The sequence below is a fragment of the Maribacter algicola genome, from assembly GCF_003933245.1.
GTDB classification, from domain to species: Bacteria; Bacteroidota; Bacteroidia; order Flavobacteriales; family Flavobacteriaceae; genus Maribacter; species Maribacter algicola.
Genome location: NZ_QUSX01000001.1, coordinates 1,755,081 through 1,773,421, shown reverse-complemented (window position 1 = coordinate 1,773,421; position 18,341 = coordinate 1,755,081). Strand labels below are relative to the sequence as shown.

Sequence of the window (18,341 nt, the reverse complement as noted above, 5' to 3'; positions counted from 1 at the left end):
AATTCAACAAAAGACTAATTATTCCGTTTCCCCCGGATGATATGTTTTTTGTGCCCTTTTAAGTACATCGTCCCTATAATAGGCGGCGTCCTTCCAATTAACATTAATATATCGTTCCGTTTGATCATCAAAATGAGGTGATTTTGGGTCTCCACTTTGGCCGCCTGCCAATATTGTTTTTGCCTTAACGGTATCCCCAAACTCCACTACGGCGGCAAAACTATTACCCCGGGTTCCATATATTTTTTTGGCTCCTGAGGTAGTATATCTAGCCCCATACGCCGCCAAAGCACCCCAACGACCCGAGGCAAAACCAACTCCCACGCTTGGCAGGCTGTCGTTAAATTCCTGAACAATATCCCCGTTTAGACGTTGATAGCGATTCAACTCGCCCCATGGCATTTTCCAAGTACCAAAATCGTTTTCCAATTGATCGATGACCTCTTCCAAAACTCGTAATCCCTCGTCCGGATGATTTCCAAAATAGACCATTCGTTCCATATCGCTAATTCCAGCAGGTTGTTTTGCCTTTTGTCCCATGGCCGTTCCATAATAGTGGGCCAAGGTCATGGCAACGGATTCCTTTGAGGTTCTAAAGTCCCACTTTTCCAAAATAGCCATAGGCTCCCTCAATTTAGGGTTTTTATCATCGTGGGAATTATAGGCATTTACCAATCCTGGAATCAAGGCTTTAAAAGCAGGTAAATACGAATCATGGGCCAATTGAATGAGGCTATCAATGGTATACCCTTTCCGATTTGTCAATAATTCAATCGCATGAATCCCCCTAAAGTTTTCTTGATTTTTGGACATATAGTAGGGATAATTTTCCTTTTTAGGACTGAACTCCGCCGCTGAAGTATAGGGTGTGGAGTTACAATTCTGTATCCATCCATTGTCGGGGTTCAGTACCAGTATATTTTCATCGACGGTATGTAGGCCTTGCCAATCAGTTTGAGGATTACTACCATCCACAGGTTCTGAATGGTCAAAAGTGATATCCCTCTTCGGGATAAAATTACCATGGAAATAGGCAATATTTCCCTCGGCATCGGCATACACCGTATTGTTGGATGAATTGGTACGAATGTCCATCATTTCCCGGAATGCTTCATAACCGTCCTTTTTAGTTCTAACAAAAGACTGTTCCAAGGCCTTTACAGGTTCCCACATCATTGCCGATGCCGTCCATTGTCCGTCCACCGCATGGGTTATGGGACCATGGTGCGTACGGTACATGGGAAAGGTTCGTTCTTTGATTCCAGTATCCGATTTATATTTAAGGGTTACCGTGGTGGAATCTACCGGCCGTAGCTCCTCCCCATATTGGTAATACAATTTTCCGTCGTTCTTTACGATGGTCTCCTTGAATTCGTCCATCACATCCGTATACGTAGAGGTATGCATCCAACCGGTTTTTTCGTTAAAACCCTGGTACACGAAGAACTGCCCCCAAGTAACGGCTCCATAGGCATTTAGGCCTTCTTCGCTTACCACATGAACCTCGCCCCTAAAATAAAAGGAAGTATGGGGATTGATCAGCAACATGGCGTTCCCGGATTTTGTTAATTTCCCCGATATTGCAATTCCGTTGGAGCCTTGTGGTTCCGCCATTTCTTCCTTCTTCTGTATTTCCAACAACTCCATTACGGGAAGTTCCATCCAACTCTCGTAAAAGGATTCAATTTTTTTGGTAGAAATGCGTTCGATATCCCCACCGATACTTCCTTCACTAAAATACATGGGCATCCAAGGTTCGAACCGGGTCAATAATTTAGGTTTCACTTCGGGGTGGGTATACAGGTAATAATTGATACCATCGGCAAAGGCGTCGCATAGCTCCTTCAACCACTCCGGACTCTTTTCATAATTGGCCTTGGCCTCTTCTTCGGTCATGAAAAGTTTCGCCCTTAAATCGCTGTAAATGGCTTCCTCTCCTTCTACTTCCGCAAGCCTACCAGTTGCCCAAATATAATTTTGCTCTACCCTATTGAAATCATCTTCGCACTGTGCATATAACAGGCCAAAAACAGCATCTGCATCGGTCCTACCATAAATGTGGGGCACCCCAAAATCATCCCGAATAATTTCTATTTCCGCCGCTTGGGCCTTCCATTTTTCAACTTCGGGATTCATTATTTCCTTGGACCCGCAGGCCATCAATAGACAAAATACGGCAACGTAAAATACACCTTTCATACACTATTCTTTACGCTTTTGAAGGTACATAAATGTATCCTCTTTTACCAATTTAAGTATACGCTCCCACATTTTTAAAAAAACAGGGCCGTATGGTATGACGATTGTCAGTTTTTGTATGCTTAAAATCGTGTAGCTTTGAATAAACACGGTAATTTGGTAATCTAAATCATTGGTATTTAACCATACCGGTACGTAAAGAAACCGTCCATTGAGAAAAGTTGCTTTATTGTTCATCACATTATGGTTCATTTCCTGCGAGGATCAGGAGGAAAAGGTCTATCCTAAGAAAATGTTCATGACAGAATCTGTCTATGCCTCGGCTACGGTTCAACCGGATAGTCTTTATCAAGCATTTGCCGCCGTATCTGGAATTTTGAAAAATAATTTGGTGGAAGAGGGCGATTTGATCAAAAATGGGGATCCTTTGATACAGATTATAAACTCGGCACCAGAACTCAATGCGGACAACGCCCGGTTAAACCTGAATTTGGCAGAGGAAAATTACAAGGGCAGTGCTGCCATTCTAACCGCATTGGAAGATGAAATTCAAGCAGCTCAACTTTCCTTAATGAACGACTCTATCAATTATTTTCGGCAAAAAAGACTTTGGGAGCAACAGATTGGTTCCCAAGTACAGTTTGAGAATAAAAAATTGGCCTATGAACTCTCCCAAAACAAATTTCGATTGGCTAAAAATCGCTATGATCGCACGCAGAAAGAACTTTCCACGCAATGGCAGCAGGCCCGTAACAGCTACGAAACCGCAAAAACCAATGCGGAGGATTTTACCGTCACCAGTAAAATAAACGGAAAAGTCTATGCGCTTTTCAAGCAACCCGGGGAAATTGTAACCACTATGGAACCCTTGGCGGCGTTAGGGAGTAAGGATGTATTTATAATCGAGTTGCTTGTGGACGAAGTGGATATTGTAAAAATCTCCCCGGGATTACAAGTGCTGGTTACCTTGGATGCCTATAAAAACAGTGTTTTTGAAGCATCCATCCATAAAATTTATCCAAGAAAAGATGAACGTTCGCAGACGTTCAAGGTTGAGGGCATTTTTAAAGACCCTCCAAAAACCTTATATCCGGGATTGGCAGGAGAGGGAAATATCATTATTGCGGAAAAGGAAAATGTACTGACCCTGCCCAAATCCTATTTGATCAATGGGAATCAAGTACGTACAAGGGACGGGATTGTACAGCTGAAAATTGGACTGCAGAGCCTAGATCAGGTGGAAGTTCTGGAAGGAATAGATGAAAAAACCGCCATCCTAAAGCCTGAAGAATGACCAACTGGAGCGTCATCTTAAAAATTGCAAGAACACATCTAACGACCAAGATGAAAAGTACGGTGACAGCTGCCCTAGGTGTAACTTTTGGTATAGGAGCCTATATTACCATGGCCGGCTTCATGACAGGGTTGAACAATCTGCTCGACGGACTTACGCTCAATCGCACACCCCATGTTCGATTATACAACGAAATTGCACCTTCCAAAGAGCAACCTGTTTCCCTATATACCGATTTTAAGGGGGCCTTCAATGTCGTTACATCCATAAAACCAAAGGAAACCCAAATAAAAATTCACAATGCACTGCCCATTTTAAAGTATCTTAAAACCAATGACGACGTAAAGGGCGCTACCCCGCAGTTGCAGGCCCAGATTTTCTATCTTTCAGGTTCGATAGAATTGGGAGGTATTCTGATCGGGGCCGATATCATGGAAGAAGCCCGACTTTCCAATATCAACGACTATATTGTATCGGGTAGTCCAGAAGCCTTAAAGAACAGCGCCAATGGCATTTTACTTGGCGCGGGGCTCGCGGATAAAATGTCGCTTTCGGTAGGTGACCGAATTCAGGTTGCCACGGTTTCTGGCTCTATTTTTCCCCTAAAAATTGTAGGTATCTATCAAAGCGGATTGGCAGAGATAGATAATTCACAGAGCTATGTAAACTTGAAAACGGCCCAGCGAATTTTAGGACAACCTGAAAACTATATCACGGACATTCATATAAAATTGTTTGATATAGAAGCGGCGCCCGCTATGGCAAAAAGGTTGGAGAGACAATTTGATATCCAGGCCATAGATATCAAAGAAGCCAATGCACAGTTCGAAACAGGGTCAAGCATACGAAACCTTATTACCTATGCTGTTTCCCTCACCTTATTGATTGTTGCCGGATTCGGTATTTATAACATTCTCAATATGCTGATATATGAGAAAATGAAGGACATTGCCATCTTAAAGGCCACGGGGTTTTCGGGCAGGGACGTGTCCCTAATCTTCATCAGTCAGGCTGTCATTATTGGACTGTTGGGCGGTATTCTGGGTCTTTTGGTTGGGTTTGGCCTTTCGGTATTGATAGACAACACACCCTTTGAGACCGAGGCACTTCCCACAATAAAAACCTATCCAATCAATTATAATCCGCTCTATTATGCCATAGGTATCGGTTTTGCCTTACTATCCACCTTTATCGCCGGATATCTACCTGCCAATAAGGCGAAAAATATGGATCCCATTAAAATAATCAGGGGAACCTAGAGCCCCAAACCTGCGTCATGAAATTAGTACTTGAAACAAGGAACATCAATAAACACTTCTACAAACCAAAGGATTTCCATGTGCTTAAGGATATTTCTTTTGGGATTCAACCCGGGGAATTTACCTCGATAGTAGGAAAGTCTGGTTGTGGAAAATCTACGTTGCTTTATATTCTGTCCACCATGGATACGGAATATACAGGTGAACTTTATCTAAATGATCAACTGATAACCGGTAAATCCAATGAGGAACTATCAAGGATAAGAAACAGGCACATAGGGTTTGTTTTTCAGTTTCATTATCTGCTCGCAGAATTCAGCGTACTTGAGAACGTGATGCTACCAGCAAAAAAACTCGGCGAAAAATCCTTGGAGGAAATTGAACATGACGCCCAAGAGAAATTAAAAATGCTCCATATTGGGCATTTGGCCCAACAAAGGGCTTCCCGCATTTCTGGTGGTGAAAAACAACGTGTGGCCATAGCCCGTGCATTGATCAACAACCCTACAATTCTAATGGGAGATGAACCCACTGGAAATCTGGATAGCCAAAATTCTGAAAATGTCTTTAATATCTTTAAGAATCTTGCACAAGAAAAGGGGCTTTCGCTTTTGGTAGTAACCCACGATAATGATTTTGCAAAACGCACAGATCGTATAATTGAAATGGAGGATGGTAGCATATTGAAATAATCATCCCAAAAATCATTCGGTAATTCAATGAATGGAACTTTTGTTCTCGGACCCATTTTTTGTTGGCTTCTTAAAGTTATTCCATACACTTCTAAACAAAAAGGTATTTTTGTATCATGGCAGAGAAAAAGGTTAGCATCCTACAGGCATTTAAAACCATCATTTGGCCCCGAAGAAAACTGGTTTTTATCGGACTCTTGCTGATCGTGGTCAGTAAGGCGGCAAGTTTTGTGGCCCCGGTATCCCTTAGGTACTTTTTGGATGATATTGTTCCCAATAAGGACTATGACTTTTTAAAAATTCTGGTGATCGTCGTAATTCTTTCGTTTCTGGTACAGGCCATTATGTCATTTCTATTGACAAAAGTACTGAGTATTCAGGCGCAGTTTATGATATCTGAACTTCGCGCGCAGGTCCAAAAAAAAGTACTTGCCCTGCCCATTCGTTTTTTTGACAATACAAAGTCGGGCGCACTGGTATCCAGAATCATGAGCGATGTGGAGGGTGTACGTAACCTTATAGGAACCGGCCTTGTACAATTGGTTGGAGGAACCATTACGGCGGTTGTTTCCCTTATTCTCTTATTACGTATTAGCCCCACCATGACCTTGCTGACCTTTATTCCCCTGATATTGTTTGCAGTTATTGCTTTAAAAGCCTTCAAGATCATTAGACCCGTTTTTAGGGAAAGAGGCAAAATAAATGCAGAGGTGAAAGGCCGACTAACGGAAACTCTTGGAGGAATACGGGTCATTAAAGGCTTTAATGCCGAAGAACAAGAAGGAAAAGTATTTGAAGAAGGCGTGGAACGTTTATACGAAAACGTAAAGAAAAGCCTAACGGCCACCGCGGTTATGACCAGTTCCTCAACCTTTCTTTTAGGATTGGCCACTACAGGCATTATGATGGGTTTTGGAGGATACAAAATGATGCAGGGCGAGTTGAGTACGGGCGAGTATTTTGAATTTACCTTTTTATTGGCCCTTATGGTTGCCCCCATCGTTCAAATGAGCAATATAGGAAGTCAGCTTACCGAAGCCTTGGCCGGATTGGACCGTACCGAAGAACTCATGAACCAAGTGGCCGAAGCGGATGATAAGGACAGGACCATTGAACTAAAACAAATAAAAGGCGATATGCGCTTTGAGGATGTTTCGTTTGCCTATGAGGAGGACAAGGAGGTATTGCATAATATCAGTTTTGAGGCCAAGGCAGGGGATGTCATAGCGCTTGTTGGAAGCTCCGGTTCTGGAAAATCTACTATTGCAGGTTTGGCAGCCAGTTTTTTAAATCCGGATTCCGGAACCATAACCATTGATGGCATTGACCTTTCAAAGGTTGACCTGACCAGTTTTCGACAGTTTTTAGGCGTGGTGCTGCAGGACGACTTTCTATTTGAAGGCACCATCCGTGAAAATATTCTTTTCCCCAGGCCGGATGCTACCGAGCAAGAACTACGGGATGCTGTTAAAGCTGCTTATGTTGATGAATTCACCGATAGATTCGATGATGGTCTGGATACGGTTATTGGGGAGCGTGGGGTAAAACTTTCCGGTGGCCAAAGACAACGCATCGCCATTGCACGTGCCGTATTGGCGAATCCTCAAATTTTGATACTGGACGAAGCCACTTCTAATCTAGATACCGAGAGCGAATCCCTAATTCAAAAAAGTTTGGCTGAACTCACCAAAGGCCGAACAACCTTTGTCATTGCCCACCGCCTAAGTACCATTAGAAAGGCCGATCAGATTTTGGTCATTGAAAACGGACGTATTGCGGAACAAGGCACCCATGAGGAATTGATAGCCACCGAGGGTAGATACTATAATCTGTTTACGTATCAGGCGAGGATATAGATGGTTGATGGTTGATGGTTGATGGTTGATGGTTGATGGTTGATGGTTGATGGTTGATGGTTGATGGTTGAAAAAATACAAACGCAAACTCAAATTCAGTAGTGATTCGCCTAAAATTAGAATTTTTACTTTTTGAGTTTGAACTTGACTCTTGAATTTGAATTTGTTATAGTTCCTCAGGAGCAAGCTCAACTTCCAGTCCGTCCATATCTTCACTAATATGTAATTGACAACCTAAACGGCTGTTCTCACGAACATTAAAAGCCTCCGCCAACATGGCCTCTTCATCATCCGATTTTGCAGGCAGTTCATGGTCAGATTTCACATAGCATTGGCAAGACGCACACATGGCCATTCCTCCGCAAATCCCGATAGTTCCTTCAGGAGCCAATTCATAGGAACGCACTACCTCCATCAGGTTCATGTTCATATCGGTTGGGGCATCTACTTCGTGCAGTACACCGTCACGGTCGGTTATTTTGATTTTAATATCGGACATAGTCCATATAGTTTATTAGTGGGTTAGTGGGTTAGTGGGTTAGTGGGTTAGTGGGTTAGTGGGTTAGTAAAAAAGTTTAAATTAAATAATGTTTATTTCATTGACTTAATAAATGAATATAGCATTTTAGATATTTCATTTGTTTCATTTATCAGCTTCAGAGCCAAATCTGAATCAATATAGTTTAATCGTTTGGCAAGATACAACATAGACCTTAGTTCACTATTGGAGGCCAATGAAAAATAAAGAAAACGTTTAAAATCTGAGTTGGAGCTTCTTTCAAACCCTTCGGCTATATTATTTGAAATTGATACCGAGGCTCTAGTAATCTGATCTCTAAATCCAAAATCTTTACTATCAGTAAAATTTTGATAAACTAAAACCGCCAAATCTTGCGCCTTTTGCCAGACCACTAAATCCTCAAATCGTTGAATGGTCACTTTGTTCCGCTATTTTAAAAATTTGAATATTTGCAATTCCATCCTCTACACTATCTCACAATCCTCTATTTCATTATCCACTATTTCACTAACTCACTATTTCACATTATGTAATTTCCTTTATTACTGCTTTGGGAGCTTCTTTTTTTGAACCATCAAATCCGTTAATACCACCAACGGTCGTGTATTTTAGAACGTATTTTTTATCTGGAAATATTCTTTGATATGCACTTTGACACATCAATGTGGCTTCATGGAAACCACACAAAATCAATTTTAGTTTTCCGGGATACGTGTTAACATCCCCAATGGCATAGATTCCTGGAACATTGGTTTGATAGTCGAACGTGTCTACTTTAATGGCATTTTTTTCAATTTCCAAACCCCAATCCGCGATGGGTCCTAATTTGGGCGAAAGTCCAAACAAGGGTATAAAATTATCTACCTCCAAAGTAATATCTTCGGCGGCATTGGAAGTTTTTCTAATGGTTACGGATTCCAATTTGCCTTCGCCCTTGAGCCCCACGATTTCACCTGGGGTTATCAAATTAATTTTCCCTTGATTCTTTAAATTCTGTACTTTTTCAACGGAATCCAAAGCTCCTCTAAACTCGTTTCTTCGGTGTACCAATGTCACTTCGGATGCAACATCGGCCAAAAATATGCTCCAATCCAATGCAGAATCACCACCACCTGCAATAACGACCTTTTTATCACGATAAACCTCAGGGTCTTTAATCATATAGGATACCCCGTTATCCTCATATTTCGATAGATTTTCCAGCAAGGGCTTTCTTGGCTCAAAACTTCCAAGCCCTCCTGCAATGGCCACTACTGGAGCATTATGTTGGGTCCCCTTATTAGTGGTGACCACAAAGGTACCATCATCTAATTTTGCAATAGTTTCGGCCCTTTCCCCTAAAGTAAAACTGGGTTGGAAAGGTTTAATTTGTTCCATGAGGTTATCCACCAAATCACCGGCAAGAACTTCTGGAAAACCGGGAATATCATAAATAGGTTTTTTTGGGTATATCTCAGAACACTGTCCGCCAGCTTGTGGTAAGGCATCGATAAGGTGGCATTTCAATTGTAACAATCCGGCTTCAAAAACGGCAAAAAGGCCCGTTGGACCGGCCCCTATAATAAGTATATCTGTTTTAATCATGTATAGCGCTATTAGCTGGCTAAACTACTCTTGGGAAAGTTTAAAATTTATGATTGTTATCAGGTTACCCCTCTACATTAATAACCTCTTCTATTTGGGGCGCATATTTTTTTATGGTCATTTCAACACCACTTTTCAAAGTCATCTGATTGACACTGCACCCCACACAGGCACCGTGTAACTTTACCTTTACGGAGTTACCGTTGTCGATGGAAATAAGAGAAATATCCCCGCCATCACTTTGAAGAAAAGGACGAATTTCATCCAATGCTTTTTCTACTTTTCCTTTTAAATCGTCCGAAGTCATTGTTGTCATAACTACTTCTTTTTAACGGCAGAACAGCCTGCCATTGTGGTTATCTTGATCGCCTCTGTTGGCGGAATGTTTTCGTTTCTGTTGACTACCTGCTGTACCACATTTTTGGTGAGTTCCTCGAAGGCAGCTTCAATGGGTGTGGCGGTTTGCAAGGCTGCCGGCCTACCTACGTCACCGGCCTCCCGTATACTCTGTACCAAGGGAATTTCGCCCAAAAAGGGAACATTCAGATCTTCTGCTAAGTGTTTAGCACCTTCCTTACCAAATATATAATACTTATTATCAGGCAGCTCCGCTGGAGTAAAATAGGCCATATTTTCTACAATTCCTAAAACAGGCACGTTAATGGAATCCTGTTGGAACATGGCCACTCCTTTTCGGGCATCGGCCAAGGCGACCTCCTGTGGCGTGCTCACCACTACCGCACCTGTCACGGGCATAGATTGCATAATGCTCAAGTGGATGTCCCCGGTACCAGGAGGTAGGTCTAAAAGCATAAAGTCTATCTCTCCCCAATGGGCATCAAAAATCATTTGGTTCAATGCCTTTGAGGCCATGGGTCCCCTCCAAATAACCGCTTGATTAGGTTGGGTAAAAAACCCAATGGACAATAATTTAACCCCATAATTTTCTACAGGCTTCATTTTGGACTTCCCGTTGACATTTACCGCCAAGGGTTTTTCATGAGCCACATCGAACATAATGGGCATGGACGGACCGTAAATATCGGCATCCAATAGTCCTACCTTGAATCCCATTTTTGCCAAGGTGACGGCCAAATTGGCGGTCACCGTAGATTTACCAACCCCTCCCTTTCCGGAGGCCACCGCAATGATATTCTGAATACCGGGAATTGGTTTTCCTTTAATTTCATTGACCTTAGGGGAAGTGGAAGGAGCATCTACCTTGATATTGACCTTGATCTTGGCCTTTTCATACACATCCTTATGGATGGCCTTAAGAATTTCAACCTCCGTTTTTTTTCGGGCCTGTAGACTTGGATTTTTAATGGTAATATCCACCTCAACCTCATCCCCATAAATCTGAATGTTTCGTACGGCCCCGCTTTCAACCATATTCTGGCCCTCACCAGGAACGGTGATGGTTTCCAATGCCTTTAAAACGTCCTTCTTATCTATCATCATTATGTAAATTCATTCTAAACAACAAAGATAATCCTTAGGTATGAGATTAAGAAGCTATTATATTGAAATTGAAGATAAAGCAATAAGAACTGCCTATCCTATGAACACTTTAAAAATGTTTTCCAAGCATATTATATTACAATAATAAATTATGAATCGGTCGAATGTAGTATTTTAGGCAAACTTCAAAACAATACGTCCATGAGAGACCCAATCAAAACTAAGCCCGTTTTATTCGTATTCGCGATTTTGGTTTTCATGCTATGCGCCTGTGGAGCCAGCAAACACAAATTCTCAAAAAGAGACGTAAAAGGTGCGCAGAACCTAGTGGGGGTTGCCTTTACCAAAAAACAGCTCGATACGCTTTACCCTTACTTGGAAAGAAACAGGGAAGGCTATGACTCCTTGCGCACGTACGAATTGGATTATACCGTCTTCCCGGCCATTAAATTTGACCCCTTGCCGTTAAATTTTAATCCCAAACCGCAAGCGGGATTTCCATCATGGGAAATTCCTACGGATGTTGAACTACCTAACAATAAATCCCAACTCGCTTTTTATACCATTCCCCAATTGGCCTCGCTCATAAAGCATGGAAAAATAACCTCGGTGGCATTGACCCAGTTTTTTATAGACCGAATCAAAAAATACGATGGAATACTCCAATCCACCATCACCATCACCGAGGAAATGGCCATGGAACAGGCTAAAAAAATGGATGCGGAATTGCAAGCGGGAAAATACCGTGGAATTTTGCATGGCATTCCCTATGGCGTGAAGGACTTGATTTCTGTAAAAGGCTATAAAACGACTTGGGGTGCCGAACCCTATAAAAATCAGGAATTTGATATGACGGCTACTGTGGTGGAAAAATTGCAGGAGGCCGGTGGTGTACTTATCGCCAAATTGGTATCTGGTTCACTGGCCCGTGGAGATGTTTGGTTTGGAGGTAAAACAAAAAACCCTTGGGATATAAAACAAGGGGCAAGCGGTTCATCGGCTGGTTCAGGATCAGCTACTTCAGCAGGCCTGGTTCCATTTGCCTTGGGTACCGAAACCTTGGGAAGCATTACTTCTCCCAGTACCCGTAATGGTATTACAGGCCTACGCCCTACTTATGGCCGGGTGAGCAGATATGGTGTTATGAGCTTGAGTTGGTCCATGGACAAAATTGGTCCTATGGCCCGAAATGCCCAGGATTGCGCTATTGTTTACAACATCATATCTGGAAAAGATCCAAAGGACCCCACTACCACGGACTACCCTTTTGGGTTTGACAAAAACAAGGATGTTACCACCCTTAAGGTAGGATATCTAAAAAAGGATATCGACAAGGATACCTCAAAATCAAAGGACAATCTGACAAAGGCCCTGGCTGTTTTTAATAAAATGGGCATAAAAATGGATTCGTTGGAATTACCTGATGATGTCCCTTTCAATAGTTTTGATATTATTTTGAGGGCCGAGGCAGGTGCGTTTTTTGATGATTTGGTCCTTTCTTCGGATGTTGATAAAATGGTGGAGCAGGACCAAAGCTCAAGGGCGAATTCCCTTCGTCAGGCCCGATTCATTCCCGCCGTAGAGTATCTTCAGGCGAATCGGCATCGGGAAGTATTGATTGCAAAAATGAACGAACTGATCAAAGATTACGATGTCATCATCTCCCCGTCCTTTGGCAATAGACAGTTGGTCATTACGAATTTAACAGGACACCCGGTTATTTCCATTCCAACGGGTTTGGACAAGGACAAACATCCAACTAGTATTACTTTGGTGGGGAACCTTTATGACGAGGCCAGTATCCTATTGCTGGCAAAGGCGTTCCAGGAACAAACGGATTTTGATGAGATGCACCCAGAAGGATACATGGACTAAACCTTCCTACCGTCCAATAAGTTGATGATTCGGGTGCCGTACCCAGCGTTTTTCTCGGAGTGCGTAACTTGGATAATGGTAACACCTTCCTCTTCATTCAGTTTCTTGAAAAGCTGCATAATTTCCTCACTCTGCTGGGAATTGAGATTTCCGGTAGGCTCATCGGCCAAGATGAGTTTTGGATTGGCGATCAAGGCCCTGGCCACACCCACCAATTGTTGTTGTCCCCCGCTCAATTGGGCCGGAAACAAATCCTTTTTGCCCACAATATTAAATCGGTCCAACATATCGGCAACCATGGCCTTTCTTTCGGACCCTTTGAATTTTTTGTACAACAAGGGCATCTCCAAGTTTTCCTGTACGGTTAAATCGTCCAAAAGGTGGTAGGATTGAAAAACAAAACCAATATATTCTTTGTACAGGTTGGAGCGATGTTTCTCCTTTAAGGTATGAACGGATTCATCCAAGAAATTGTACTCGCCCTCGTCAAACGTATCCAACATGCCGATGACGTTCAGCAAAGTGGATTTTCCAGATCCTGAAGGCCCCATCACCGAAATGAATTCCCCCTCTTCCACTTCCAAATTAATGTCCTTTAACAGAAAAATTCTTTGACCTCCTGAATTGACCCATTTAAATATATTCTTAAGTTGTAATAACATAGATGTTAGATATTAGATGATAAATTTTAGATGTTAAATTGTACTACTCATCCCTTAACGACTTCACCGGGTTTGCCAATGCGGCTCCGATTGTCCTTGTCCCAATAGTTAAAAAAGCTATAGCAACTGCCAGTATTCCCGATACTACAAAAAACACCCAACTTAGTTCTATCCTATACTCGTAGTTTTCCAACCATTGTTTTAAAAACCACCATGCTATTGGTGATGCTATCAAAAAAGCGAAAAGAACAAGTTTTAGAAAATCCTTTGTGAGTATGAAGGTAATGTTCAGAACACTGGCACCAATGACTTTCCTAATACCTATTTCCTTTGTACGCTGTGTCACCACCAACATAGACATGGCAAAAAGACCAATACAGCTAAGTATGATTGCTATAAGTGCACCGCTGGTAATCAATAATGCCATGGACTTCTCACGACGAAAGGTCCTGTCCACGTTCTCATCCAGAAAAGAGCCTAAAAAATCGGCATTGGGTTCCAATTTTTTATATGCATTCTCTACGGCCTCAAAACTATTGGTTATGTTCTTGGGAGCCACTTTCACATAGGCGTAGGTCAAAGGCAAATCCTTGGTCATGTAAAAGGTGATGGGTTCTATGGCCTTGTCCAAGTCCTGAAAATGATAATCCTTTATAACTCCCAGTATAGGGTTCATTTCGTCTCCGCCTATGGGTAATGCTGAGGACAGAATATCCTCTTCGCCCAATTGTTCAGCCATTTTTTCATTGATAAGAATTCCCAAACTATCGCCTATCCCGTTAAAGTTTCTTCCCAATACCATTTCAAGCCCCAGCGTGGGAACATAATCCGAATCCACGACCAAAAAGTTCGTCCTTATGATCTTGCCCTTATAATCAAAACCGATAACGCTCGAAGAACGACTGCCATCCTTTCCCCGGCCCAAATTATTGTCGGCACCTGAAACCTCCAATATGTCCGGGTTGCCCCTTAGCTCGTCCTTTAGCAATTGTAGCAAGGCATAACTTTCTTTTTTTCCATTCAAAGGAAAAGAGAGTACATGCATCTTGTCATACCCTAAATCCTTGTTTCCCATGAACTCTATTTGGCCTCGAAGCACCAAGGTTCCTGTAATCAAAAGGATAGCGATTCCAAATTGGATAACCATTAACATATCTCTTACCCTATTCTTACCATTACTGTCCAATTTTCCCTTTAAGGACTGTATAGTACCTAATTTGCTCAATAGCAGAGCCGGGTACCCTCCTACAATAAAAGTTACCAACAGAACAGTGGTAAAGAATAGACCCCAAAACAATGGTGTCATTAAGGCATCCATGGAGGCTTGTGTGCTAAAGACAGTTTTAAAATCATCGAAAAGCAACAAACTGAGTAAAATGCCCATACTTGCCGAAGCAATAAAAATAATCAAGCTTTCTCCCCAAAATTGAAAAAATAGATGCTTTCTTTTTGCCCCTAGGGTCTTACGCATTCCTATTTCCTTGAGACGCTGAGAACTTTTGGCCAGGCTCATGTTTACAAAATTTACACAAGCTATGAATAGAATTAAAAGGGCAACGGCCAAAATAAGATAGGGAACGCTCCTGCTTTCCTCTGCGAACCCATTTTTAAAGCTAGTAAAATGAATGTCCTTAAGCGGGAGTAATCTAATTTCCCGGTATAGTCCTTCATTGTTGGGCAAAACACCTGAGTTTTTAGCGGTTTCTATGACCTCCTGGTAATGAAGGTCTATAAAGGAACGTGTAGCACCTTCAAATTGCTCCACGGAAATATTATCCTGAAGTTCCACATAAACCGAATGATATTGCGCGTTCCAAGATTCCTTTGTATCCAGATATTCAGGATTGCTTTCAAATCTCAAGGCGATTTCAAAGCCCATTTCAGTGTTCGTTGGTAAGTCCTCTGCAACGGCTCCAACAGTGAACGGCTCCTGTTTACCATTGATCAATACGTTAATAGTCTGCCCAATTACATCAGTTCTGCCAAACAGTTTATGGGCAGCCTCTCTAGTAAGAACAACCTCTCCTATGTTTTGAAGGGCATTACCTTTACCACCTTCGATCAAGGGAAAATCGAACATGGAGAAAAAATCTTTGTCTACCCAGTTGGCATCAAGCACGAGCTCTTTCTCGCCATTAATCACCAAGGCAACTCTCTCCAGAACCCTTGTGCTCCTTGCAATTCCCGGTACTTCTGATTTCAAGGCCTCCGCAAAAGGTGTTGGTTGACTAGTACCTGCCTCTGGGCCTTCTTCGGTTTGCTGAACGTTATATACGCCGTATATCTTATCCCTATTTTCATGGAAGCTTTCATAGGACAGTTCATAGAAACTTGCCGTAGCCAACAATATGGCAACACCAAAGGCAATGGCAAGCCCAATGACATTTATAGTAGTGAAGGTTTTATCCTTCCAAAGATTTCTAAAGCCGATTTTTAGATAGTTTTTGATCATGTTACTTATTTTTTTGATGATGAATTTACTCTGTTCGTAAACTTTTCACGGGATTGACAGAGGCTGCTTTATAACTCTGCCAACTAACTGTAAGTATGGTAATGAGCACTACTGAACCACCAGCCAGAAGAAACATCCATGGAGTTAGTGGTATACTATAGGCAAAACCCTTTAGCCAAGCAGATACCGTAACGTATGAAATTGGCATCGCCAATATAAGTGCCAATATTAAACATTTGAAAAAGGCACTGTTTAAAAGGGTCAGTATTTCAATTCTACTAGCTCCGTTTACTTTGCGGATACCTATTTCCTTATAACGACTCTTCGCTACCATTAAAGAAAGCCCCAAGACACCCATAATACTAATGAAAATGGCAATTAAGGAAAAGATAAGTATCAGTCGTTTTTGCAAAAGCTCAGTTTTATATACATTCTGATAGATTGTATCGACCTCTACATAATCCAAAGGGTATTCTGGAAACAAATCGTCCCAAATATTTTGAATACTCTGGGTGACTCCATTTTGGGATTTGGATTTATAGGAAATGACAATACTATTCAACCAACTGTTCTCCCTTTTAAATATCACCAATGGTTCCACCTTGCTTTGTAATCCGGCCAAGTGAAAGTCCTCAACAACCCCAATAATTTTTCCTTCTGGCAAATCCACACCTTCTACAGGTGAAATCAGTTTAAAACCTTTATCAACAATAGAGCTGGGGTCTTGAAATCCAAGTTGCCTTAGGGCACTTTCATTGATAATATATTCGCCATTTCCATTTTCGTCGGTATTTCTTTCCGTAAAATTTTTCCCACCCAAAAATGAAAGACCGAACACCTCGGCAAAAGAATAGTCAGCGGCAAAGACACCAATGGCATTGTTGCCGTCTTTTGGTTTAGGTGAGTCGGCAATTGCATACTGGAACATATCATGGGTTTCACTCCCCGGAGTATCCATCATTGCGGATACTGACGTGATATCGGTTTGTTTGAGAAGTTCTTTCTTGAAAAGCAAGAAGTCTTTTTGCACTTTGGAGTGCACCAATGGCAAACAAATAATATTTTCGTTTGCCCCCATGGCCTTATCAAACCCATAGTTGATTTGTTTTGAAATTACGACCACTCCAATCAACAATATGATGACCAAGGTAAATTGGGCTATCAATAATGGATTATACCCTTTCACCTTTCCTGTTTTACGCAAGGATTGATTGAGCGACAAGCGTACAAACCGATTCTTGACAATAGGTTGGAGCCCAGCGAGCAAAATCAAAAGCGAACAGCAAAGAATCACTGTTATGGTAAAAAGCCAGTTGCCTTTTAGAAGGTCAATCTGATAGTTTTGAGAAATCAATGTATTGAAATGAAACATGCCCAAGAAAACAAACGCTACTGCCAATAGCACAATAATGGCACTTTCAATGATTAAATATTTGCCAATAATCCGTTTTGACGAACCCATGATTTGGTTCAGTGCCAAAAAAGTTGACAGATAGCCCACCATCCCCAAATTGAGACTTGTAAAGTTGCTTATTGAAATAAACAATAAAACGAACCCTGCCATTGCCAGGACCCAAATGTTGGAGAGACTGCCATTTGGCTCAATTTCACGGAATAGATTGGATTTAAGATGGATATCGGCAATGTTCATCAAATATGCTTTGACCGCCACATTATCCGTAGCTCCTTGGGGAGTATACAATAACGCTAGTTCCTTGGATAGTTTACCTGCAATAGCTTCTACATTGGTATTTTCTTTAAGGAGCAGATAGAGATAGGCCCATCCTTGGATACGTTCATTACCGGGTATAAATAGAATATCTGGATGAAAATGACTTTGTTGCACAAAATCTTGCATCACCCCGGCAACCTCAAAATCAGATTGGGTAGCATTAAAATGTCCCTCTGGTAGTGATATGACCTTCCCAATTGGATCGGAATTTCCAAAAACCTTTTGGGCAAGTGAAGTGGAAATGACAACAGAACCTGGATTGGTAATGGCGTTGGTTTGTCCTTGCGACAGCCGAACATCAAAAACTTTAAAAAAGCTTTCATCAACAGCAAAACCCTGATTGATTCCATAATACTGTTCTTGGTTCCGAATCAGTTTTCCACGAATGGGTTGCAGGCGCACATATTCCTCTATTTCTGGGACATTGTCGGCCAATTTGGGAAGTTCTTGAGAAGCAAAAAACCGGGCAAAATGATTGTTGTCCAAAAAATCAGGACTTGTAAAGGTCAATCTATAAATTCGGTCGGCGTTTTTTTGCTGTTGGTCATAGCCCAGTTCATTTTTTATGAAAAGGGCAATAAACAAAAGACCACATAGCCCGAGCCCGAGCCCAATAATTTTGATACCATTTAAAATGGGTCTTTTTTTAAGATTTCGTAATGCAAATTTTATGAGCATACATACTACAGTTTCTAATTATTAGTATCCCTTAAAATGGTCTTTATCACGAGCCAATTTTTTTTGGTACATTTGGT

General features: G+C 41.7%; 14 protein-coding genes. 5 read left to right on the top strand and 9 right to left on the bottom strand.

Going from position 1 to position 18,341, the window contains the following annotated elements; all coding sequences use genetic code 11:
* Positions 1-18: 18 nt before the first annotated feature.
* Positions 19-2,136: an acylase gene (locus DZC72_RS07530; protein WP_394340635.1), complete on the bottom strand. Its 2,118-nt coding sequence runs from the start codon at positions 2,134-2,136 to the stop codon at positions 19-21.
* A 274-nt stretch (positions 2,137-2,410) separates the two neighbouring features.
* Here DZC72_RS07530 and DZC72_RS07525 point away from each other — a divergent pair, with 274 nt between their 5' ends.
* The 4 genes from DZC72_RS07525 to DZC72_RS07510 all read left to right on the top strand — a co-directional run bounded on the left by DZC72_RS07525 (position 2,411) and on the right by DZC72_RS07510 (position 7,300).
* Complete coding sequence (locus DZC72_RS07525; RefSeq protein ID WP_243641672.1) at positions 2,411-3,493, top strand: efflux RND transporter periplasmic adaptor subunit; 1,083 nt, start codon at positions 2,411-2,413, stop codon at positions 3,491-3,493.
* Positions 3,490-4,752 carry an ABC transporter permease gene (locus DZC72_RS07520; RefSeq protein WP_125222224.1) on the top strand — a complete coding sequence of 421 codons (1,263 nt, stop codon included), beginning with the start codon at positions 3,490-3,492 and terminating at the stop codon, positions 4,750-4,752. Before DZC72_RS07525 ends, DZC72_RS07520 begins: the two co-directional genes overlap by 4 nt.
* Positions 4,753-4,769: 17 nt before the next feature.
* Complete coding sequence (locus DZC72_RS07515) at positions 4,770-5,444, top strand: ABC transporter ATP-binding protein (RefSeq protein ID WP_125222223.1); 675 nt, start codon at positions 4,770-4,772, stop codon at positions 5,442-5,444.
* A 116-nt stretch (positions 5,445-5,560) separates the two neighbouring features.
* Positions 5,561-7,300, top strand: a complete 1,740-nt coding sequence (locus tag DZC72_RS07510; RefSeq protein ID WP_125222222.1) for an ABC transporter ATP-binding protein — start codon at positions 5,561-5,563, stop codon at positions 7,298-7,300.
* Between the two features lie 166 nt (positions 7,301-7,466).
* On the opposite strand, the gene DZC72_RS07505 is transcribed toward DZC72_RS07510, so the two are convergent.
* The 5 genes from DZC72_RS07505 to DZC72_RS07485 all read right to left on the bottom strand — a co-directional run bounded on the left by DZC72_RS07505 (position 7,467) and on the right by DZC72_RS07485 (position 10,865).
* Positions 7,467-7,799, bottom strand: a complete 333-nt coding sequence (locus tag DZC72_RS07505) for a 2Fe-2S iron-sulfur cluster-binding family protein (RefSeq protein WP_125222221.1) — start codon at positions 7,797-7,799, stop codon at positions 7,467-7,469.
* 92 nt (positions 7,800-7,891) lie between these two features.
* Positions 7,892-8,239: a four helix bundle protein gene (locus tag DZC72_RS07500; RefSeq protein ID WP_125222220.1), complete on the bottom strand. Its 348-nt coding sequence runs from the start codon at positions 8,237-8,239 to the stop codon at positions 7,892-7,894.
* A 106-nt stretch (positions 8,240-8,345) separates the two neighbouring features.
* Positions 8,346-9,404, bottom strand: a complete 1,059-nt coding sequence (locus tag DZC72_RS07495) for an NAD(P)/FAD-dependent oxidoreductase (RefSeq protein WP_125222219.1) — start codon at positions 9,402-9,404, stop codon at positions 8,346-8,348.
* A 64-nt stretch (positions 9,405-9,468) separates the two neighbouring features.
* Positions 9,469-9,711, bottom strand: a complete 243-nt coding sequence (locus DZC72_RS07490) for a NifU family protein (protein ID WP_125222638.1) — start codon at positions 9,709-9,711, stop codon at positions 9,469-9,471.
* Between the two features lie 11 nt (positions 9,712-9,722).
* Complete coding sequence (locus tag DZC72_RS07485) at positions 9,723-10,865, bottom strand: Mrp/NBP35 family ATP-binding protein (RefSeq protein ID WP_125222218.1); 1,143 nt, start codon at positions 10,863-10,865, stop codon at positions 9,723-9,725.
* A 201-nt stretch (positions 10,866-11,066) separates the two neighbouring features.
* Between DZC72_RS07485 and DZC72_RS07480 the strand changes: the two genes are divergently transcribed.
* Entirely contained in the window at positions 11,067-12,740 is a 1,674-nt protein-coding gene (locus tag DZC72_RS07480) for an amidase (RefSeq protein WP_125222217.1), read from the top strand.
* Here the strand turns inward: DZC72_RS07480 and DZC72_RS07475 are convergent.
* From DZC72_RS07475 to DZC72_RS07465, 3 genes are read right to left on the bottom strand one after another with little or no spacing between them, the layout of a single operon-like run.
* Complete coding sequence (locus tag DZC72_RS07475; protein WP_125222216.1) at positions 12,737-13,402, bottom strand: ABC transporter ATP-binding protein; 666 nt, start codon at positions 13,400-13,402, stop codon at positions 12,737-12,739. The genes DZC72_RS07480 and DZC72_RS07475 overlap by 4 nt on opposite strands.
* Before the next feature lie 43 nt (positions 13,403-13,445).
* A complete protein-coding gene (locus DZC72_RS07470) occupies positions 13,446-15,854 on the bottom strand; it encodes an FtsX-like permease family protein (protein WP_125222215.1) in 2,409 nt (802 codons plus the stop codon).
* 25 nt (positions 15,855-15,879) lie between these two features.
* Entirely contained in the window at positions 15,880-18,264 is a 2,385-nt protein-coding gene (locus DZC72_RS07465) for an ABC transporter permease (protein ID WP_125222214.1), read from the bottom strand.
* Between the last annotated feature and the right edge of the window lie 77 nt (positions 18,265-18,341).